Below are 21,423 nucleotides of genomic sequence, written 5' to 3'. Positions count from 1 at the left end.
TTCTACCGATTAGCATTGCATATCCGCATCCTTACAAAGCCTATATTCCGTGGGGAACAAATGATTTAGATGTAGTTGTCAATGCTAATGTGTTGACTTATTTAAGTAAAAATAACCTTCGCCAAGCAAGTAATGGAAGTGTTTCGGCCAATAAGTTTATAGAAAAACATACTACACGAGGGCGTTGGAATCGCATGGGTATTTATTACCCAAATCGTTATCATTTGCATTTTGCAGTGGCACGAGCTTTGGCGGCAGGCGATACTGCTTTGCTAAAAACTGCCCAACTTTTAATACAACATTTATCAAAAACTCAAAAGCAAGATGGGAGCTATGAAAGTAAGAAAATTGTAAATAAACATGATGTTTTACAATCAACAGCTTATGCAACGTTGTCGATGCTATATTTGAAAGAATCGGGTATTGAAATACCTAAAACATTGATAGACAAGTCGATATATTTTCTTTATTCAAAAAAAGAAAGAGAAAACAAACAAGTTTTTTGGAAAGGAGGCGTATATTTTTCGGGAGGAACGGTAGTCAGAAATATGCTTTATTTTACATCTGACGCTTATACTACTGCTTTGGTTGCAATGGCTTTTCAGAAGTATTTGAAGGTAAAGTGAGGGCTTTGTTTTTTTTAATACTTCCAAATATGGGTGTTTTGCTGTGATATTATTCCATTCTTCAATCGGAATTATTACCGCTCTAGTTTTCCTTGCACATCAACAATATATTGTAAATTCATGATAATAACACTTTATCATGTTGATATTTAATGTACCGTATAAATATACGATACATTAAATATTTATTCAAGTCAATTTTCTTAATTATATCTCTTCTCAATCTCTTCTAAACTCATTCCTTTTGTTTCAAAAACTATGTATTTAGCAAAGAGTAATCCGAGTAGCACAACCATCATATAAATACCAAAAATACCTCCATTTGTACCGAGTGAAGTTGCTGCTAAAATCGGAAATGAATAAGCTACACCTGCATCAAAGAGCCAATGATTGAAACTTCCCATGCTTGAAGCAAAACCCCTAATTTTTAAAGGATAAATCTCTGAAATCAATAACCAACCGAGCGGCCCAAGGCTGATGGCAAAGAAAATGATATAGACATAAACTCCACCCACAAGCATTATTTTTTGTATTTCGGGGCTAAGCGAATCTTTCAAATAAAATGCCAAACCAACTGTTGCCAAGCAAATAGCTGTTCCGATAAGCCCTGTGTAGAGAATTTGTTTCCTACCAAATTTATCTAATATCAAAATCGCCACAAATGTTGATAATGCGTTGATGATTCCTACTCCAACCGTTGCCAAAGCCGCTGTTCCGCCATCAGGAAAAACATTTTTAAATATATCAGTCGAGAAATAAATGATTGCATTGATGCCCGAAAACTGTTGTATAAAGAAAATTCCGATTCCAATAAACAACGGAATACGTAAACGCTTGCTGAACAGCATTCGCCAGTCGCCTTTGTTGTGTTTTTCGTCTTCAATAATTTGTTTGGTTTGAGCAACTTCCAACAGAGCTTGCTCTGGTTCACGCAAACGGTTCAACACTTCAAGAGCCTCGGCATCACGCCCTTTGCCAATTAACCAACGTGGACTTTCGGGAACAAAAAACATTCCAATCAATAAGGCTACCGCAGGAATAAAACCCGCCCAAAACATACTTCTCCAGCCATCTACTTGGTCGGCAAAGAAATAACCAACCACATACGAAAGCAAAATTCCGAGTGTGATAGCAAATTGAAAAAATGTTACTAATCTACCTCTTTGGTTAGTTGGAGCAATTTCGGCCAAATAAAGAGGTACTGTTGATGCCACAATACCGATTGCCAAACCCAAAAATAAACGACCAATTATCAGAAAAGTTACAGAAGGTGCAATGGCGGCGATAATTGAACCAACCACAAAAACCAATGAAGCGACAATATTGATTTTTTTTCGACCTAAAACATCCGTCAATGGGCCACTGATAAAAGGGCCTGCCATTCCACCAAACAAAACTGCACTCACAATAAAACCCTCCATTTCGGGACTAGGATGAAAACGCTCTCGAAGCGAGGGTAAGGCAACATTAATTACGCCAGTATCGAATCCAAAAAGTAATCCGCCAGTAGCTGCCACGGCGGCAATGAAATAAAGAAGCAAGTTTTTGTTCATAGAGCATAGGTTAAAGTAAGCTACAAATAAAGTAATTTTTCACGAAAAATACCTAAATTTGACCTTGTTTAAACTTCATTTTTAGAAGCCAAGCCCGAAAATTTACTGTTCGAGCGACAGCGAGTTTAAATTTTCTTGACTTTTTTGTTACTTTTTGTGTCAAGACAAAAAGTAAGGCTGAGATAAAATAGAGAATCAGCGACTTTTTAAAAGTTTAAACAGGAATAGTATAAATTCTCAAATGTTTTTAGAAAAAATCTATCTTTCAAATTTCAAAAATTACGAAGAAGCTAACTTCACTTTCTCCAAGCAGGTCAATTGCATTGTAGGCGAAAACGGCAGTGGTAAGACTAATTTGCTTGATGCTATCTATTTTTTGGCGTTGAGCAAAAGCTCTGTTCATAGTCAAGATGCCCTCAGCATCAACCACGATGCCGATGTGATGATGATTGACGGCATTTTCAAGAAAAACAACAAAAAGCATCAAATTACTTGCTCGATTCAACGTGGTCAAAAGAAAGTTTTGATGCACGACAAAAAACCTTATGAACGCCTTGCAGACCATATCGGGCAGTTTCCTGTGGTGCTGATTGCTCCCGACGATACTGAACTTATTAAAGAAGGAAGTGAAGATAGAAGACGTTTTTTTGATGGCGTACTTTCACAAATGGACAATTTGTATTTATATGATTATCAGCAATATAACCGCCTTTTGGAGCAGCGAAATAGCTTGTTGAAAATATTTTTTGAACGAAAACTTTTAGACCAAGATTTGCTTGATACTTACTCTGACCCTTTGGTAAAATTGGCCATTCGGATTTTTGAACAAAGAAAAAATTTCATTGAAAAGTTTTTACCAATTTTCAAAATTCATTATTCGATTTTGAGCGAAGGACGAGAAGATGTAGATATTATTTATGAGTCAGAAATAGCAAGTGGTGAATTTCCACAGGAATTTAGACTAAATAGAAATGTAGATGTGAAAGCCCAACGCACTACCAAAGGCATTCATAAAGACGATTATGTTTTTGAAATTGACCGTTATCCTGTCAAAAAATTTGGTTCGCAAGGGCAACAAAAATCTTTTGTAATGGCTCTTAGACTCGGTCAATTTGAAATGTTACAGGAATTAAGAGAAATGAAACCAATACTTTTATTAGACGACATTTTTGACAAATTAGACGACCGTCGAATCCAAAAATTGATAGAAAGTATTGATAATCAGACATTTGGACAGGTTTTTATTACCGATGCTCGTCCCGAACGAACAGAGAAGATTTTAGAAAATGTAAGGGCGGAAGTAAATTATATCAGAACAAACCCATCGGCATCTAAATAAGCTGGAAAACGTTGGCGAAACTCGTCAAGTGGCGTTTTTTCAAGCGTATGATGACTAATAATTTCGTCGTCAATTTCTCGAACAAATACTTTTCCTGTAAAATCAATGACAGCAGAGTTGCCAGAGTATTGAAAACCATTGCCATCTTCACCGACACGGTTTACGCCAACAACATAACTTTGATTTTCGATGGCACGAGCCACCAAAAGCGAGTCCCACGGGTACATACGCACTTTGGGCCAGTTGGCTACATAAATAAGCAAATCATAGTCTAAATGAACGTTTCTGCTCCAAACAGGAAAACGTAAATCGTAGCAAATAAGCGGACAGACTTTCCAACCTTTGATGGTTTTTATCAATCTTTTATTTCCCCCCGAAAAAACATCATTTTCCTTCGCCATCCTGAAAAGGTGGCGTTTGTCGTAAAAATCTACTTCGCCCGAAGGTTCTACCCAAAGTAAGCGATTATAATAATTTCCACCCTCTTTCACTATAAAACTTCCTGTGATTACTGCCCCTGTTTGAGCCGCCATTTGCTTCATCCAACGAGTCGTGGTTAGGTTCATTGGTTCGGCAATTTTAGCAGCATTCATCGTAAAACCAGAATTGAACATTTCTGGCAAAATAATCAAATCAGTAGCTTCCGAAATGCCAAAAACCTTCTCTTCCAACATTGCCAAATTAGCAGTCGGCTCTTCCCAATAAAGATTGGTTTGAATGATGGTTACTTTTAGGTTTGGAACAGTAGATGACATTTTATTGCTAAAAAACCTTAAACTTTTGAGATAAAATCACTTTGTGCCTGAAAAACTCACTTCGGAAATTTCATTCGATATTCAACATCTACATCGCCTTTCGAGATATTTGCTAATTTTTTCTTCAACATTTGTTTTTTCAAAGAAGTCAAATGGTCGGTAAACAAAATACCATCCACGTGGTCGTATTCATGCTGAATAATGCGTGCTGCAAGGCTTTCATAGTCTTCTGTATGTTCAACCCAATCGGTGTCAAAATATTTTATTTTGATAAACTCAGGACGATAAACATCTGCCCGAATGCCTGGAATGCTCAAACAGCCTTCTTCATAAGCCCATTCGTCGCCGTCTTCTTCCAAAATTTCGGCATTGATAAATACCTTTTTGAAATCAATCAACGATGGGTCAATATCTTCTTCGGTTTCGGCACTTTCGTTAATGGGCGTGCCGTCCACGACAAACATTCTGATATTTAGCCCGATTTGTGGGGCAGCCAAACCCACACCCGATGCCGAATACATGGTTTCAAACATGTCTTCAGCCAATTTTTTTACATCAATTTCTCCTTGTATAATATCACGGGTTTCTTTCCGCAAAACGGGATCTCCGTAGGCAACGATTGGGTAAATCATCTTTTATTTTAAAGTTCTATATATAATATTCAAAGTAATCATTCTTGTTGTATTACCTTTGTAAATGCTTGTTTAAAATTTCTGATTTTGATTTCTTCAACGCCTTACTTTGTGTCATGACACAAAATTAACCGCAGCGACTATCCGAAAAAAAAACAAGAAAATTTAGTTGCGGCTGCGAACTGCCTCGCTATCGCTCGAACTGTTAATTTTCGGGTTCGGCTTCTTAAAAAAACAAGTTTAGCACAAAGTTACGAAACTGATGAATAATAATCTTAATAAAATAGTACAGTTTATTGATTTAGCTCTAATTGACTATCAACTCGGCTGGGATACGCAGGAAAAACTCTTTTCAGAAATAATTGATATAAAAATTCAAAACCGAAATCTTGCTGCTGAAAACCAACAAACAACACCTAATTATCTTCTCTTTTGTCAGCATCCACACGTTTATACACTCGGAAAAAGTGGCAAAATAAACAATTTACTACTCAACGAAAACGGTTTAGAAGAAAAACGTGCAAAGTTTTATAAAATCAACCGTGGTGGCGATATTACTTATCATGGGCCTGGGCAATTGGTTGGTTATCCGATTTTAGATTTAGAAAATTTCTTTACTGATATTCATCGATATATGCGTTTTTTGGAAGAAGCCGTTATCAGAACCTTAGAAGAATACGATATTAAAGCAGGAAGAATCGACGGACTTACCGGTGTTTGGCTTGACCATGTTGAGCCAAATATAGCAAGAAAAATTTGTGCGATGGGCGTAAAGTCAAGCCGTTGGGTTACGATGCACGGTTTTGCTCTAAACGTAAATACCGATTTAGATTATTTTCAAAATATTGTTCCATGTGGCATTGACGACAAAGCTGTTACCTCAATGGCTACCGAGCTTCATCAATTACTTGATATTCAAGAAGTTGCTTACAAATTAAAACATCATTTAGGAAAGCTATTTGAGATGGATTTTTTTGCTCATTCTTTAGAAAAGGCAAAGGGGGCATAAAATGTCCCCCGATGAACCCAAAACAACTTTTGCTGTGACTAAAAAAGTGAGTTTTTTAGTTTAGTATGCGATTTCCTGAAAATTTATGGATAAGGCAATAGTCAGAATGACTAATACGAAGCTGTGCAATTATAAATCACTTATAATCAGATATTTAACTTTTTATTTGAAGACAAAATATTTGTTAAATTTTCGTTTTTTTACTGAGCGGACCTTCATTTGCATCAGATTCAAAAAAATAAACAAAAATCATACTACACCCATCAGCCTACATAATTGTATAAGAGCAGTTGTATCACGAGTACCAGTGCGGGCAAGCATATTTCGTCGGTGATTATCAACGGTATTTGTACTAATGCTCATCAGGCTGGCAATGTGCTTGGTATCTAATCCTTGTGAAATATGGTCTAAAACTTCCTTTTCACGTTCCGAAATAATATCCTGTGCAACAGTTTTTTCTTCGTTAGAATGATAAACAAAAATCTTTTTGTCAGTATCCCCAAATACACCTCTTATCCAATAATCTTCTCCTTTAATAAGGTGCGTTATATTTTGAATTGTCAAAAGAATAAACGTCGGATTATAAGTTTTATCAAATTCTATTGGCGTTATATTCATATACCACCGCATTTCTTGCCCGTTTTTATGAAATAACTTTAATCCCCAAATACTAATGTGTTGTTTTGATTTATAAGAAAAAGGTAAGTTTTTAAGAATATTCATTACCCAAACTACAAAAACGTTCAGAAATGACAAATGCTTGTATTCAAGTAGCTTCATGAAGTTTGCAGGAATATTATCGCCAAATTCTTCGATTTGATAACCTGTATTGTTGAAAACACTTCCGCTGACACAGATGAAATCAAATCGTTTTACATCCACCAATAGAATTAAATTACCTTGTTGATTGTTCACTAAATTGATGAGCCCCGATTTTTCTAAATACTTTTCATAATCAATCTCTTTGTCTTCGGGGTAGAATTTCTCTAATGTTTCGTAGAGCTTTCTGAGAATATTTTCTATTTCTTTTGACAAATCCATCACCAAAAAACATCTTTAATTGTTAAAATAAGGTACATATTACGATATAATAAGCAAAATCTAAAAAAAATTAGATTAAATCTTATCGAATAGCAAAATCTAAATAACAGTACGGCAACTCGAAAAGCTATTTTGTCCGAAATTTTCAACAATTTTGTGTTTTATTTCTAAAATTAGCTATTGAATAAGTATGTTACGCAATTTAAATTGGATTTTGATAGCCGAAACCACAAAAAATGAATATCAAATTGAATAAAAAATACTATCCTTATCTTATTGCTTTGCTGGGTGTTTGTTTTTTCTTTCCTTTTCTCGGAAACGTTCACTTATTTGATTGGGACGAAATAAATTTTGCTGAGTCGGCCAGAGAAATGCTTCTGACAGGCAATTATAGTCGAGTTCAGATTAATTTTAGACCTTTCTGGGAAAAACCGCCACTTTTCTTTTGGATGCAAGCAGCAGCCATGCACTTTTTTGGTGTCAATGAATTTGCTGCACGGTTTCCCAATGCTTGTATAGGTCTAATCACGTTATTAGTATTGTTTTTTATAGGAAAAAAAATTAAAGATGCCAATTTTGGTCTAATTTGGGCTTTGGCTTATTTAGGTGCTTTTACGCCCCATCTTTACTTCAAGTCGGGCATCATTGACCCAACCTTCAATTTGTGTATTTTCCTTGGAATTTACTTCAGTTTTCTTGCAAAAATCGAGCCGAAACGTATATTGGTAAATACCTTATTATCAGGCATTTTTATCGGCTTATCGATACTTACCAAAGGCCCAGTGGGTGGACTTATTTGGGGATTAACTATGTTTTTTTACTGGGCTATTTTTGCCAAATTTAAAGCTATTCTGAACTGGAAACAAATTTTAATTTTTGGCACTTCGTGTTTACTCATCTCCTCTATTTGGTTTGCTAACGAATTGATAAATAATGGATTATGGTTTTTTAAAGAATTTATTACTTACCAAATTAGATTATTTAGCACACCCGATGCTGGGCATGGACAGCCATTTTATTATCATTTTGTTGTGGTGCTAATTGGCTGTTTCCCCATTTCTATTTTTGCGATAGCTACTCTTTTCAAAAAAGGAGAAAGCTTTGGCGATTTGATGAAAACAACCTTTTGGGTTGTCATGATATTATTTAGCATCGTAACAACCAAAATTGTGCATTATTCTTCAATGGCATATTTTCCTGTGTCTTTTTTGGCTGCAAAGTTCTTGCATGATTGGTTTACGGATAAAGTTTCATGGAATAAATGGCTTACTTTTGGACTCATTTCAGTTGGTTTTATTCTTTCATTCATTCTTGCAGCTATTCCGTATATAGGTATGAATGTTGATACATTTATACCATTAATAAAGGATAAATTTGCCGCCAAAAACCTCGAAGCACCAGTAGAATGGCACGGAGCCGAAATGCTTATCGGCATTGTTTATTTTGCTATTATCGTTTTTATTACCTTTAAATTTGCCATAAATAAATCAAAAGAAAAAAAAATTAAATGGCTGTTTATCAGTACGTTATCTCTTTCTACTGCTTTTTGCTTGTTATTTTTTGGTGCTATTGTTATTCCCAAAATAGAGCGATATACACAAGGTGCAGCCATTAATTTTTATGAGTCGAAACGTGGACAAGATGTATACATTCATGCCTTAGGTTTTAAAAGTTATGCTCATTTATTTTATTTTCAAAAACCTCATTCAAAACTTCCTGACCAAAAAGAAAGTGATTATGAAAATTGGTTACTTAATGGAAAAGTAGATAAACCGGTATTTTTTGTAACCAAAATTGACCGCCTCGACGAATATCGGAATAACCCAAATTTAGAAATTATAAAAGAAGAAAACGGTTTTGTTTTTTTAAGACGAAAAGTCGTTTTCTGAAATTTATTTGAAAGATTGATAAGAATTCACAAACTTTGAACTAAACTCATAACTCAGCACTCTTTTGAACATTTTATTAGTCATAGACGTAGGCAATACTGATGCCGTTTTCGGACTTTTCGAGGGTGAAAAGTTACTGCATAATTTTAGAATCAAGTCATTGAAAGACGAAAACTATGTGTATTTTGAATATCGTTTTCGGCAATATTTTCTGGAACATAGCCTGCGTTTTTCTGACATCGGAAAAGTGGTTTTGAGTAGCGTTGTACCTCCTCTTACACCCATTTTCAAGTCATTAGTTCACAATCTTTTTGGCTTAGATGCAATCGTAGTTAATGCCCATATTTTCCCATCAATTGAGGTTTCAATTGATAATCCTGACGAAATTGGCAGCGATTTAGTAGCAAATGCCGTTGCCGCCTATACGAAATATCGACGAAATTGTGTAATAGTTGATTTTGGAACAGCTTTGACTTTCACCGTAATTTCGGAAGAAGGAAAAATTTTGGGTGTTTCGATTGCTCCAGGTTTACGCACAGCCGTCAAAGCCTTGTTTTCAAATACTGCCCAGTTGCCTGAAGTGCCTTTAGAACTCCCCAACTCTGTTTTGGGAAAAAACTCAGTTCATGCCATTCAGTCGGGTATTTTATGGGGCTACGAAGGTTTAGTAAAAAACATGATTCATAAAATACGTGCCGAACTCGGCGGCGACTGCATTGCCATTGCCACAGGTGGACTTTCATCAATCATTTCGACTTTAAATGGCGAGTTCGTAGAAGTAAATCGAGAACTAACCTTAGAAGGTTTGAGGATAATTGGGGAAAGTATTTAAAGTCAAATCCATAACGAAATAAGCATAAAAATGAAATTAGACAAACGAGCAATCACAAAATTTATAAAAAATGCCCTCGCCGAAGATGTAGGCGACGGCGACCATACTTCACTCTCAACAGTTCCTGCTGATGCGATGGGAAAAGCCAAACTTTTAGTAAAAGACGAAGGGATTTTGGCGGGAGTTGAATTAGCAAAAATGATTTTCAAAATCGTTGATAAAGACCTGACTGTAAAGGTTTTAATAAAGGAAGGAAAACCAGTAAAATATGGAGATATTGCCTTTTATGTAGAAGGTCGCGACCGTTCGATTTTGACTGCTGAGCGATTGGTACTCAATTGTATGCAACGCATGAGCGGAATTGCCACCACTACAAATCAGGTGATAAAATTACTTGAAGGCACAAAAACAAAGGTTTTGGATACTCGAAAAACAACACCGTGTTTCCGAATGATTGAAAAATGGGGCGTACAAATCGGTGGTGGGGTAAGTCATCGTTTTGGCTTATTTGACATGATTTTGATAAAAGATAACCATGTAGATTATGCAGGAGGCATAAAAAAAGCACTTAATGCAGCACATGAATATCTTAAAGTGAATAATAAAAATTTACCTATAGAGATTGAAGTTAGAAATTTGACAGAATTAAGAGAAGCTCTCGAAATTGGTGGAGTTGTTAGAATTATGCTTGATAATTTTAGTTTTGAAAATATTCGAGAAGCCATAAAAATTGTTGACGGTCGCTTCCCGCTCGAAGCATCGGGCAATATTTCGCCTAAAAATGTAAGAGAATATGCCGATTGTGGCGTTGACTATGTTTCGATGGGCTACCTTACCCACTCAGCCAAAAGCCTTGATTTGAGCTTGAAGGCAGTAAAATAGCCTTGGTCGATGCGATGAAAGGGGTTGTCTATACACTGTATTCGTTCATCGAGGGATTAAAACAGTGCTACTATTGGCGTAAATAGTACTACTTTTTGTAAAAAAAAATGCAATAATATTGTATGTTTGATAAATATTCGTGCCACCGCTTATAATTAGAGCAAGACATGGATAATTTTGAACTAAGAAATTATTCAACCCCTCCTACAAAAAATGAAAACCTCTCGCCGAGACTTTATCAAAACTACTGGGCTTAGCTCAGTTGGTTTAGGTCTTTTTGCTTCGTTCGATTCGTTCGGACAAACTGCTTCAAATTTACCTCGCAAAAGCCCCGAATCTCAAGGCGTTTCTTCGTCAGGCATCAGAAACTTTCTGAAAGCTGCTAAAGAATCTGGACTTGAATGGCATAGTTTTATGCTTGTCAGGCATGGAAATGTTGTTTCTGAAGGTTGGTGGAAGCCGTTTGAAGCAGATTATAAACATACGCTTTATTCACTTTCCAAGAGTTTTACGAGTTCTGCCATTGGTTTTTTAGTGAGTGAAGGCAAAATTTCAGTCAACGACCAAGTAATTGCGTTTTTTCCTGAAGAAACTCCAGCTTCGCCTAATGAAAACTTGAAAGCAATGAAAATCAAGCATTTGCTTACCATGAATACTGGGCACCATACAGATTCTATGCCCGATATACGTGCCAAACCTGACCAAACTTGGGTGAAAACATTCCTCGAAAAAACCGTAGAACACGAGCCAAGTACTTTCTTCATGTACAACACCGGAGCAACTTATATGCTCGGTGCGATTGTGCATAAAGTAACTGGCAAAACCTTAGAAGAATATCTACAGCCTCGCCTATTTGCTCCACTAAACATTAAAGGATATGATTGGGAAAAATCTCCACAAGGGCTCAATACTGCTGGTTACGGACTCCGAGTTAGCACCGAAGATATTGCCAAATTTGGTCAATTTTACCTCCAAAAAGGCAAATGGGAAGGTAAACAATTACTGCCAGAAAGCTGGATAAACGAAGCGACAAGCAAGCAAACCACCTCCCAAGGAGGAGATAATGACTGGTCGCAGGGCTACGGCTATCAGTTTTGGCGTTGTAAACCAGGCTTTTATAGAGGCGATGGTGCTTATGGGCAATTTTGTATGGTAATGCCCGAACAAGATGCCGTTTTAGTAATGACTTGCGAAAGTTTTAATTTACAAAAAACAATGGATATTGCTTATCAAAATATATTGCCAGCAATGTCAAATGCGTCTATATCTGAAAATTCAACAGAATTAATGGCATTGAGAAAGGATATTAGTGAACTGTCATTACCAGTTCTAAAAGGAAATGTAAAGTCTAATCTTGCTTTGAAATATAGCGATAAGGTTTTTAATGTAGAAAAAAATGCCTTTGGAATTACGGAAATAGGCTTCGGATTATTTGATGATACAGGAGTTTTGAGATTGAATTATGGTCAAGGAATGCAGAAAATAGGCTTTGGGTGGGGAAAATGGAAAGTAAATCCAAATAAAAGAAAAAATCCTTTTTCGGCAAACCCAATTGTTGTTCCTTCGAGGGTTGCAGGCACAGCTACTTGGTTGAACGACAGCACTTTGCAAATTAATCTGAAATTTGTTGATGCCATTCATGGCGATAAATTGACAGTCAATTTTGAAGGAGAAAAAATAACCGTTTCCTTGTTGGGAAGTGTTGCCGAAAACACCAAAAACAATCCCGAAAAAAGAGAAAAATTAATAGGAAGTCTAAAAGTATAATTCGTTTTAAACAATGACTAAAACTACTCATAAGTTCTTTATATTAAGCATACTAATACCGTTTTTCACCTTTGGACAAATTGATAAAAAGGCAACTAAAGAAACTAAAGCTCTTTATAAAAATCTCAAAAAAATTTCCAAAAGTAAAATCCTTTTTGGGCATCAACATGCCACCGAATACGGGCATGGTTGGATGGGTGATACTGACCGTTCGGATGTAAAATCGGTTACAGGTTCGCACCCTGCTGTTATCGGAATTGATTTTAGTGGACTTTCGGGAAGACCCAAAGAGGCCATCGAAAAAACAAAAGAAACATTGAGAAAAAATGTTGTTGATACTTACGAACGAGGAGGTGTTACAACCGTTGCTTGGCATTTTTCAAACCCGGCATCAAAAGGTGGATTTTATTGGCGAGATTCGATTTCTGCACCCGCTATTTCATTAATAAAAGTTGGCGGGTCTCATCATCAGCAATACAAAGAAATTCTACAAACGCTCGGCGATTTTGCTCATTCGGTTAAAGCAAAAGATGGTAAACTTGCCCCTATGCTCTTCAGACCATTTCATGAGTTTGATGGTGGTTGGTTTTGGTGGGGAAAACCTCATTGCAGCCGTGAAGACTTTATGGAAGTTTGGCAATTTACGGTTTCGTATCTGCGTGATAGCCTAAATGTTCACAATTTCATTTATACGTTCTCGCCAGATAATAAATTTGCTTCTGAAGAAGAGTTTTTAGAGCGTTATCCTGGAGATGATTGGGTAGATATGGTTGGCATGGACAACTATGGAGATTTTGGTAGAGATGGTAAATATAACCTCGAATCAGGTATTAAAAAGCTCAAAATAGTGTCTGACTATGCCATAAAAGCCAATAAATTGGCAGCTTTTACTGAAACTGGCTTAGAATCAATTCCCAATTTAACTTGGTGGACAGAATCTTTACTCAAAGCCCTCAAAGCCGAAAAGATGCGATTATCTTATGTTTTAGTTTGGCGAAATGATAGAAATAGTAAAACACATTTCTATGCCCCTTATCCCGATCAAGTGAGTGTGCCTGATTTTATAAAATTCTATAACGACCCTTATACACTTTTTGAGAAAGACTTGAAAAGAATTTATCACCGTAAATTTTTAGGTTTCTTATGAAAACACTTTGTTTTACTTTTGCCTTGTTGATGGGTTTTGTTGCCTTAAAAGCTCAGAATCAAGTCGGAATATTTGAAAACCATGCCGATATTGGTCCAGTAATCAATAAAGGTTCAGCCAATTATGATGCCGCCTCACGCAAATATACGCTCACAGGTGCAGGCAACAATATGTGGTTCAAAAGAGATGAGTTTCATTTTGCTTGGAAAAAACTCAAAGGCGATTTTATCATTACCACTCAACCAACTTTGATTGGAAGCGGCGGCGATGCTCATAAAAAAGCAGGAATTATTGCTCGCACAGGTGTTGATACTTCATCGGCAATGATTTGTTTGACAGTTCATTTAGACGGTTTAACGGCATTTCAATTTCGCAAGAAAAATGGGGCAAATACCGAAGAAATAAAAATTCCGATGCTTGGTGCCGATATTTTACAAATCGAACGTCGAGGCAGAAGTTATTTTGTTTCAGTTGCTAAATTGGGGCAACCTTTTTGGTCGGTTGAAGTGCCAGATATTGATTTTCCTGAAGAACTTTTAGTTGGTCTTTTTGTATGTTCACATAACCCCAATGTTATTGAGCAAGGGACTTTTATTAATACTCGAGTTTTTATGGCATTGAAATAATTTTCTGTTTCCACCAATTGAAAGCGGCGGTTACAAAATTGACCAAGCCTAAGCATTTTACAAACAAGAAAGGCTCTTCTACAAGCAGAAGAGCCTTTCTTGTTTGTACACAACTATGTTCTGTCGTCTATCGACTAATAAACTATTTCATTTCCATCGCCATTTTCACAGCATTATAAGCATTTACGATACCGCCAGTTGCCGATAGATCTTCAAATTTTACAATTTCGTCTGAACCTGGTTTTTTTACTCTTAAATCTGGTGCTTTTGTAGTAGATTCTAAAATAATCTTCTTGATTTGAGCAGCAGTCAAGTTCGGAAAATATGATTTTAACAAAGCAGCAACGCCCGTTGTGGCTGGAGCAGCCATACTTGTTCCACTTTTCTCCTCATATTTTGAGCCAGGAACGGTCGAATAAATATCAACTCCTGGAGCAAAAACATCAACGTTTTTCTTGCCATAATTGCTAAATGTTGCTACTGCATCGGCATCAGCTTTCCAAGATAATGCTCCTACCGAAATCCAATTTTCAGCCATACCTCCACCATCATATTGGTCATTTGGATATTGTCCATCAACATCTGTATCTAAATTATCATTTCCAGCCGCTGCAATCAACAAAACGCCTTTCGATTGTGCATATTTTACTGCTTCATCCACCCATTTTTTCTCTGGTGAGTATTTTTTCCCAAAACTCATATTTATAATCGAAGCACCATTATCAGTAGCATAACGAATAGCATTGGCTACGTCTTTATCTCGCTCATCTCCATCTGGTACGGTTCTAACAACCATAATTTTTACGTCGTTACAAACACCTTTAATACCTAAATTATTATTGCGATTTGCTCCTATAATACCCGCAACATGCGTGCCGTGCACGGCTTCTGGGCCTGTTACTTCATTGTTGCCATATTCTCCATATTCAAGTTTATTCGGTTTATCACCAACTACCGTACGAGCATTAAAATCAAGGTTGTAATTGTATTTAAGCTCATTTTCATAATGTTCGGCAGCTTCTTTAATATCAGCTCCCGTTGCACCCAATTCATTAAACTTTTCGAGGGTTTTCTTGGCTGCTCTTACTTTACGGTCTGCCAGAGTTTCGTCAATACTTGCGATAGTTTCTTTTGTCAATATTTCGGTTTTTAAGTATTCTTTCAAAACCTTCTCTGATTCAAGATAATTAGTATAAAGTTGCTTGTAAAATGGTGCATATTGCTCACTTTCAGCCTTTTTTTCATCATATTCTTTTTGCAAAGACTGTAATAATTCGTAATCAATTTTATTTTTACGAATCATTTTTTTAGAAGGTTTCTCGCCAAATTTGTCTTTCAACTGCTTTAAAAGACGAGTCATTTCTAATTGTTCATGGTTTACATCAGTACCATCTTTTCCACCCAAAAAATCCCAACCGTTGATGTCGTCAATAAAACCGTTTTTATCATCATCTTTGCCATTTCCTGCTATCTCTTTGGTATTTGTCCAAAGTCGGTCTTTCAAATCTTCGTGATTAATATCAGTGCCCCCGTCAATAACAGCAACTACGACAGGAGTAGATTTTTTATCCTTTAAAAGTTCGCTATACGCTCGCTCAACGCTCATACCACGTACACCGTCTTTCTCGAAATCAAGGTTATACCAGTTGGCTTTGGTTTTAAGTTCTTGTGCGTTTGTTTGAAGAAGAAATGAGGAAATTAAAATCGAAAAAAAGATTTTTTTCATTAGAATAATATTTGGTTTTAGAAAGAAAGTGAATAATTAAAAAACGCTTTCAGAATGATGAATAAACTGCGAAGTAAACGAATATGTTTGATATTTATTTAACCCAAAATGGTGTATTTATTTAAAAGCTTGCTCAAAATCGGCGATTAAATCAATAATATTTTCAATTCCGACCGAAATCCTAAGTAAATTTTCTGGACTTTTAGAATGAAGACCTTCTACCGAATAGCGGTGTTCGATTAAACTTTCAACACCGCCCAAACTCGTAGCATGTTTAAATATCTTAAGATTTGAAGCTAAAGCCAATGCTTGTTTTTCGCCACCTTTCACTAGAATAGACATCATTCCGCCAAAACACGGAACGCCGTCCGCACCAATCATTTGCTTTTTAGCTATTCGGTGATATTGGTTAGACTTCAATCCAGGGTAATTTACTTTTTCGATTTGTGGTTGGTTTTCTAAAAAAACTGCCAATTTCATAGCATTTTTGGCATGAACAGGCATTCTGATTGCATAAGTTGATAAACTTCGATTCAACAACCAACAATCAAAAGGCGACGGAACAGCCCCACCAACACTTTGAAAAGTGCGAATTGCAACCCCTAAAACTCCACCATCGGAGGCAGGGAGGGCTGGAAGTATCACACAACCACCTAAAATATCCGAATGTCCGCCAAAATATTTAGTAGTTGAGTGCATGATTATATCTACTCCAAAATCGAAAGGTCGAGTAAAAAATGACGTTGCCCAAGTATTATCGCAGGCTACAAGTATATCTTTTGCTTTCGCAATTTTTACAACAGCTTGAATATCAGTAATTTTCAGGCTTGGATTTGAAGGTGTTTCAATCCAAATCAATTTGGTATTTTTCTTGATTGCTCGCTTGATGGCACTCAAATCTGTCATATCAACTTCTGTACAAGTGAGTCCGAAATTTGCATAAAGGTTATCAATAATTACTTTGGTGTTGTAATAAATGTCATCGGGAAGAATAATATGACTTCCAGCACCCAAAGCATGAAAAATACTCATCGTGGCAGCTTGTCCAGAGGCGAAAGCGATTGCTTCACTACCACCTTCAAGAGCAGCTAATTTTTCTTCTAAAGCTCTACGATTAGGATTTGAAGCTCGTGTATAAATATCTCGTCCTTCGACCAAACTACCATCGTTGGCACGCTCAAATGTTGTGGAAAGAATAAGTGGCGGCACAACTGCCCCAGAAGTAAGGTCTCCGTGATTTCCTGCGTGAATGGCAAGAGTTTCAATTTTCATGCGTAATTTTGTATTTTATATATGACTCCATAAGTAACATAGCACAGATTACTATGCCGTGCATAAACTTCACAAATATAGTTAAAATGAAGCAAAAACTCAATATCATCAAAATAGGTGGAAACGTTATTGATAATCCACGCTCGTGCAAGCAATTTTTGGAAGATTTTTCGGCTTTGAATACATCAAAAATTTTAATTCATGGTGGAGGAAAAATCGCAACTAAAATTGCAGTAAAACTAGACGTAGAAACCAAAATGGTTGACGGACGACGTATCACAGATTTGCCGATGTTGGAAGTAGTTACTATGGTTTATGGCGGACTCGTAAATAAGCAAATTGTAGCTCAATTACAGGCTTTGGGTTGCAATGCTATTGGGCTCACAGGTGCTGACGGTGGTGTGGTTTTAGCAAAAAAACGTGCAGTTAAAGACATTGATTATGGATATGTAGGAGATGTGGAAAAAGTAGATAATGAGTTGATAAAAACTTTTCTACAAAACAATCTTACCCCTGTTTTTGCACCTTTAACTTTTGATAAAGAAGGAAATATACTCAATACTAATGCCGACACCCAAGCTTCAGCAATAGCTGTGGCAATGGCTATCAATTATGAAGTAAATTTGATTTTTTGCTTCGAAAAAAAAGGTGTACTTTCAGACCCAGACGATAACGATTCCGTGATTCCAAAACTAAATCCTGCACTTTATGCTCAGTACAAAGCATCGGGTATAATTAATGCTGGAATGATTCCGAAATTAGACAACGCTTTTGCGGCTTTGCAACGTGGTGTTTCAAAAGTAATTATTTGTCATGCCGACGAATTGAAACAAGCAGTTGCCGAAGGAACAAAAGGAACTCAAATAATTGCGTAACTTTAGCCCCTAACCCCCAATCGGGGAATAAAAAACTATGATTCAAAATTCAGATTTAGTAGAAACACTTACCAAAGATGCCATTGAGCTGTTAAAAGATTTAATCCAAACCGAATCTTTCAGCAAGCAAGAAGATGAAACAGCAGGGCTTATTGAAGAATTTTTCCGAGAAAGAAATATTCCATACCGACGCAAAAAAAACAATATTTGGGCAAAAAACAAACATTTTGATGCCTCAAAACCTACAGTTTTATTGAATTCTCACCACGATACCGTAAAACCAAATCCTTCTTGGACACTTAATCCGTTGAATCCATTAGTAAAAGAGGGTAAACTTTACGGACTCGGTAGTAATGACGCGGGTGGTTGCTTAGTTTCGCTGATTGCGACTTTCTGCTATTTTTATTATAGAAATGATTTGAAATATAATATCGTGATCGCAGCTACTGCCGAAGAAGAAATTTCGGGGCGTGAAGGACTTGAAACCGTTGTGCCAGAATTACCAGAAATTGAATTTGCAATCGTAGGCGAACCAACGCAAATGCACTTAGCAGTTGCCGAAAAAGGGCTTTTAGTGTTAGATTGTATTGCTCATGGAAAATCGGGGCATGCCGCAAGAGATGAAGGCGAAAATGCTATTTACAAGGCAATTAAAGATATAAATTGGTTTCAAACATACAAGTTTTCTAAGATTTCTGAAAATCTTGGACCAATCAAGATGAGCGTAACAATGATAAATGCGGGTTCGCAGCATAACGTTGTGCCTGATACATGCAAGTTTACGGTTGATATTCGAGTAACTGAGCAATATACGCTTGAAGAAATTACAGATGTAGTAAAGAAAAATATAGAAAGTGAAGTAGTTCCTCGTTCGATTCGTTTGCGTCCGTCAAGTATTCCGAAAGAGCATCCAATTGTTCAAGCAGGTGTTTCGTTGGGACGAAATACTTATGGTTCGCCCACAACTTCTGACCAAGCTTTGCTTGATTGTCCTTCTTTGAAAATGGGCCCTGGCGATTCAGCTCGCTCGCATACAGCCGACGAGTATGTTTACCTAAATGAAATCGAAGAAGGAGTGCAGTTATATATCAAAATGCTTGAAAAAGTGATAATATGAATATAATTTTATACATACTTGCTTTTTTGTGTGGTGTAACCAACAGCACACAATCAGGCGTGAATGCTGAATTGCGAAAATCTATCAATAATCCGATTTTTGCAGCAATCATTTCTTTTTCAACAGGTTTGCTGGGTTTGATTTTGATAACACCATTTTTCAAAGAGTCTGTACCCACACTGACAACCCTAAAATCGCTCGAATGGTGGAAATTGACTGGCGGAATTTTAGGAGCATTTTTTGTAACAACTGTTATTTTGAGCGTTCAAAAAATTGGTTCTGCAAACATGATTGCACTCATTGTTGCAGGGCAGTTATTAACAGCCATGTTGTTCGACCATTTCGGAATTTTGGGTTTTAAACTTCATCAAATTAGTGGCTGGCGAATTGCGGGTGGCCTACTAATCGTTGTTGGCGTTTATTTAATCGTTAAGAATTAAAGCCACTATTTTCAATACTTTTTCGGTAGCTCCTACATTACTCAAAACATAATTTCGGCAAACTTTGGCTGCTTGTGTTTTTTTAGCCTTATTTATATGTAACTCGTTGAATATCAACAACATATCATCAGTAGAAGCTACAGAAAAAGCTCCACCTAAACGAATCAAATCATTGGCTTCTTGAAATTTATGGTAGGCTTTATTGCCAAAAAAAATAGGCATTCCGAAAGTAGCAGCTTCCAAGATATTGTGCAAGCCTTTTCCAAACGAACCACCAATAAAAGCATAATCGGCATATTGATAAAGCGACGACAACATTCCGATATTATCAATGATAAGCACCTGATAATCAATTAATTGTGTTTCTGGTTTTACTTCTGAAAAACAAATACTCGGTGTTTGTATTTGCTTTTGCCAAGCAAAAATTTCTTCTCGATGAATTTCATGGGGAGCAATAACAAAGGCAATATTTGTATCATTTTTCAAGGAATTCATAAATGGAATCAAAACTTCCATATCAGTTTGCCATGCCGAACCAACCATAAATACTTGTCGGTTTGCCTTAAAATCTTTGGCAATCTGAATGTCTTCGGGCGGCGTTCCGCTCTTCGCATCAACAATTTGTTTTACACGGTCGAAACGAGTATCTCCTGCCAATGTAATAGCCTTAATATCAATACTTTGTAGCAAATCAAAAGATTCTTGATTTTGCACCAAAATATGGTCAAATTGCTTTAAAACTTGTCGATAAAAACTGCCATAAGACTTGAAAAACAATTGATTTGGACGGAAGATTGCAGAAAATGAAATAACAGGAATTTCATTTTTTTTCAGTTCAGAAAGATAATTTCGCCAAAACTCATATTTCACAAAAAATGCAATGGATGGTTTAACAATTTCTATGAATTTTCGAGCATTTTCGGGTGTATCGGCTGGTAAATAAAAGATAAAGTCCGCCCCAACATAATTTTTCCTAACTTCAAAACCCGAAGGAGAAAAGAACGTTATTAAGATTTTATAGGTAGAATATTTTGCTCGAAATGCCTCAATAACTGGTCTTCCTTGTTCAAACTCACCCAAAGATGCACAATGAAACCAAGCGATTTTTTGACGTGAATTTTGTTCATCAATTGCCAATTTTAGCTGTTTAAAAATGTCCTTTCTACCATTAATCCAGAGTTTAGCTTTTGAGTTAAATGGAGCTAAAAGGCTGATAATGAATAAATAACTGTGTATAGAGAGGTTATAAAGTAGATTGAGCATTATTTAGTAAAACAAATTTATAACTTGTTTTAAATAGTAAAAAGTTGAAGAAAAAACATCGTCTTAAACAACTTCGAAAGTTGTTATACAAAAAACAAATTTATAAAAAAACACTCAAAACCTAACAATTTTATTAATTTCACAATTCTAAAAATATAATTCAAACAATGACAGAAATTCCTGATGGTAGTAAAATTGGGTTAAAAAAAGTATTGGGAACTACTCAACTATGGGCAATTGCTGTCGGAATGGTCATTTCGGGCGAATATTTTGGCTGGAATTATGGCTGGGCTGCAGCAGGAACAGTTGGCTTTTTGATTTCAGTGTTACTCGTTACGGTTTTATATCTCACATTTATTTTTTCATATACCGAACTCACCACTTCTATTCCTGACGCTGGTGGCCCATTTGCTTATGCTTTTCGAGCGATTGGCCCCGTTGGAGGTTTCATCGCTGGTTTTGCAACTTTAGTTGACTTTGTTTTAGCTCCGCCCGCTATTGCAATGGCGTTGGGAAGCTATACCAATTTTCTAAATCCTGATATTCCTATTCTCACCACAGCTATTGTTTCATACATTGTTTTTATTGCCATTAACGTATTTGGAATGAAACAATCTGCCAATTTTTCATTA

Annotated in this window: 20 protein-coding genes; 13 read left to right on the top strand and 7 right to left on the bottom strand. The window is 36.4% G+C overall.

Annotated features, from left to right (window positions below):
- Positions 1-626, top strand: a 626-nt coding sequence (locus tag ACH2CJ_RS20420) for a hypothetical protein (RefSeq protein ID WP_394996018.1), incomplete at its 5' end; no start/stop codon positions are given.
- A gap of 203 nt (positions 627-829) precedes the next feature.
- Here the strand turns inward: ACH2CJ_RS20420 and ACH2CJ_RS20415 are convergent.
- Positions 830-2,179, bottom strand: a complete 1,350-nt coding sequence (locus ACH2CJ_RS20415) for a sugar porter family MFS transporter (RefSeq protein ID WP_394996016.1) — start codon at positions 2,177-2,179, stop codon at positions 830-832.
- Positions 2,180-2,420: 241 nt separating this feature from the next.
- On the opposite strand from ACH2CJ_RS20415, the gene recF reads away from it, so the two are divergent.
- On the top strand, positions 2,421-3,518 hold the full coding sequence (gene recF / locus ACH2CJ_RS20410) for a DNA replication/repair protein RecF (RefSeq protein WP_394996014.1): 1,098 nt from the start codon (positions 2,421-2,423) through the stop codon (positions 3,516-3,518).
- Here recF and ACH2CJ_RS20405 read toward each other — a convergent pair.
- Entirely contained in the window at positions 3,485-4,273 is a 789-nt protein-coding gene (locus tag ACH2CJ_RS20405) for an amidohydrolase (protein ID WP_394996012.1), read from the bottom strand. The genes recF and ACH2CJ_RS20405 overlap by 34 nt on opposite strands.
- A 56-nt stretch (positions 4,274-4,329) precedes the next feature.
- Entirely contained in the window at positions 4,330-4,905 is a 576-nt protein-coding gene (gene def, locus ACH2CJ_RS20400) for a peptide deformylase (protein ID WP_394996010.1), read from the bottom strand.
- A gap of 262 nt (positions 4,906-5,167) precedes the next feature.
- Here def and lipB point away from each other — a divergent pair, with 262 nt between their 5' ends.
- Positions 5,168-5,914, top strand: a complete 747-nt coding sequence (gene lipB, locus ACH2CJ_RS20395) for a lipoyl(octanoyl) transferase LipB (RefSeq protein WP_394996008.1) — start codon at positions 5,168-5,170, stop codon at positions 5,912-5,914.
- A gap of 249 nt (positions 5,915-6,163) precedes the next feature.
- Here the strand turns inward: lipB and ACH2CJ_RS20390 are convergent, their stop codons facing one another.
- Positions 6,164-6,955 carry a LuxR C-terminal-related transcriptional regulator gene (locus tag ACH2CJ_RS20390; RefSeq protein WP_394996005.1) on the bottom strand — a complete coding sequence of 264 codons (792 nt, stop codon included), beginning with the start codon at positions 6,953-6,955 and terminating at the stop codon, positions 6,164-6,166.
- A 236-nt stretch (positions 6,956-7,191) separates the two neighbouring features.
- Here ACH2CJ_RS20390 and ACH2CJ_RS20385 point away from each other — a divergent pair, with 236 nt between their 5' ends.
- The 6 genes from ACH2CJ_RS20385 to ACH2CJ_RS20360 all read left to right on the top strand — a co-directional run bounded on the left by ACH2CJ_RS20385 (position 7,192) and on the right by ACH2CJ_RS20360 (position 14,098).
- Positions 7,192-8,844 carry an ArnT family glycosyltransferase gene (locus ACH2CJ_RS20385; protein ID WP_394996002.1) on the top strand — a complete coding sequence of 551 codons (1,653 nt, stop codon included), beginning with the start codon at positions 7,192-7,194 and terminating at the stop codon, positions 8,842-8,844.
- A gap of 70 nt (positions 8,845-8,914) precedes the next feature.
- Positions 8,915-9,676 carry a type III pantothenate kinase gene (locus ACH2CJ_RS20380; RefSeq protein WP_394996021.1) on the top strand — a complete coding sequence of 254 codons (762 nt, stop codon included), beginning with the start codon at positions 8,915-8,917 and terminating at the stop codon, positions 9,674-9,676.
- A 30-nt stretch (positions 9,677-9,706) separates the two neighbouring features.
- Positions 9,707-10,558: a carboxylating nicotinate-nucleotide diphosphorylase gene (gene nadC, locus ACH2CJ_RS20375; RefSeq protein ID WP_394995999.1), complete on the top strand. Its 852-nt coding sequence runs from the start codon at positions 9,707-9,709 to the stop codon at positions 10,556-10,558.
- Between the two features lie 213 nt (positions 10,559-10,771).
- The gene (locus ACH2CJ_RS20370; RefSeq protein WP_394995996.1) at positions 10,772-12,325 is read left to right on the top strand and encodes a serine hydrolase domain-containing protein; all 1,554 of its coding nucleotides are present in this window, start codon (positions 10,772-10,774) and stop codon (positions 12,323-12,325) included.
- A gap of 13 nt (positions 12,326-12,338) precedes the next feature.
- Positions 12,339-13,472, top strand: coding sequence for a glycoside hydrolase family 26 protein (locus tag ACH2CJ_RS20365; protein ID WP_394995994.1), 1,134 nt, complete (start codon positions 12,339-12,341; stop codon positions 13,470-13,472).
- On the top strand, positions 13,469-14,098 hold the full coding sequence (locus ACH2CJ_RS20360; RefSeq protein WP_394995992.1) for a hypothetical protein: 630 nt from the start codon (positions 13,469-13,471) through the stop codon (positions 14,096-14,098). Before ACH2CJ_RS20365 ends, ACH2CJ_RS20360 begins: the two co-directional genes overlap by 4 nt.
- A gap of 142 nt (positions 14,099-14,240) precedes the next feature.
- On the opposite strand, the gene ACH2CJ_RS20355 is transcribed toward ACH2CJ_RS20360, so the two are convergent.
- Together ACH2CJ_RS20355 and ACH2CJ_RS20350 are read right to left on the bottom strand one after the other, a co-directional pair.
- Entirely contained in the window at positions 14,241-15,824 is a 1,584-nt protein-coding gene (locus ACH2CJ_RS20355) for a S8 family serine peptidase (RefSeq protein WP_394995989.1), read from the bottom strand.
- Positions 15,825-15,941: 117 nt separating this feature from the next.
- The gene (locus ACH2CJ_RS20350; RefSeq protein WP_394995987.1) at positions 15,942-17,096 is read right to left on the bottom strand and encodes a trans-sulfuration enzyme family protein; all 1,155 of its coding nucleotides are present in this window, start codon (positions 17,094-17,096) and stop codon (positions 15,942-15,944) included.
- Positions 17,097-17,182: 86 nt separating this feature from the next.
- Here ACH2CJ_RS20350 and argB point away from each other — a divergent pair, with 86 nt between their 5' ends.
- Genes argB through ACH2CJ_RS20335 form a run of 3 tightly spaced genes read left to right on the top strand, consistent with a single transcriptional unit; the run spans position 17,183 to position 19,528 of the window.
- Entirely contained in the window at positions 17,183-17,971 is a 789-nt protein-coding gene (gene argB / locus ACH2CJ_RS20345; RefSeq protein ID WP_394995985.1) for an acetylglutamate kinase, read from the top strand.
- Between the two features lie 37 nt (positions 17,972-18,008).
- Positions 18,009-19,088: a M20 family metallo-hydrolase gene (locus ACH2CJ_RS20340; protein WP_394995982.1), complete on the top strand. Its 1,080-nt coding sequence runs from the start codon at positions 18,009-18,011 to the stop codon at positions 19,086-19,088.
- Entirely contained in the window at positions 19,085-19,528 is a 444-nt protein-coding gene (locus ACH2CJ_RS20335; RefSeq protein WP_394995980.1) for a DMT family transporter, read from the top strand. The genes ACH2CJ_RS20340 and ACH2CJ_RS20335 overlap by 4 nt, the downstream gene beginning before the upstream one ends.
- Here the strand turns inward: ACH2CJ_RS20335 and ACH2CJ_RS20330 are convergent.
- Positions 19,511-20,791 (bottom strand): 3-deoxy-D-manno-octulosonic acid transferase, encoded by a 1,281-nt coding sequence (locus tag ACH2CJ_RS20330; RefSeq protein WP_394995977.1) that lies wholly within the window; start codon positions 20,789-20,791, stop codon positions 19,511-19,513. The genes ACH2CJ_RS20335 and ACH2CJ_RS20330 overlap by 18 nt on opposite strands.
- A gap of 167 nt (positions 20,792-20,958) precedes the next feature.
- Here ACH2CJ_RS20330 and ACH2CJ_RS20325 point away from each other — a divergent pair.
- A partial coding sequence (locus tag ACH2CJ_RS20325) for an amino acid permease (RefSeq protein WP_394995975.1) occupies positions 20,959-21,423 on the top strand: 465 nt, incomplete at its 3' end.

Source organism: Emticicia sp. (genome assembly GCF_043780375.1).
Classification (GTDB): domain Bacteria; phylum Bacteroidota; class Bacteroidia; order Cytophagales; family Spirosomataceae; genus Emticicia.
This window is presented reverse-complemented; position numbering and strand designations above follow the sequence as displayed.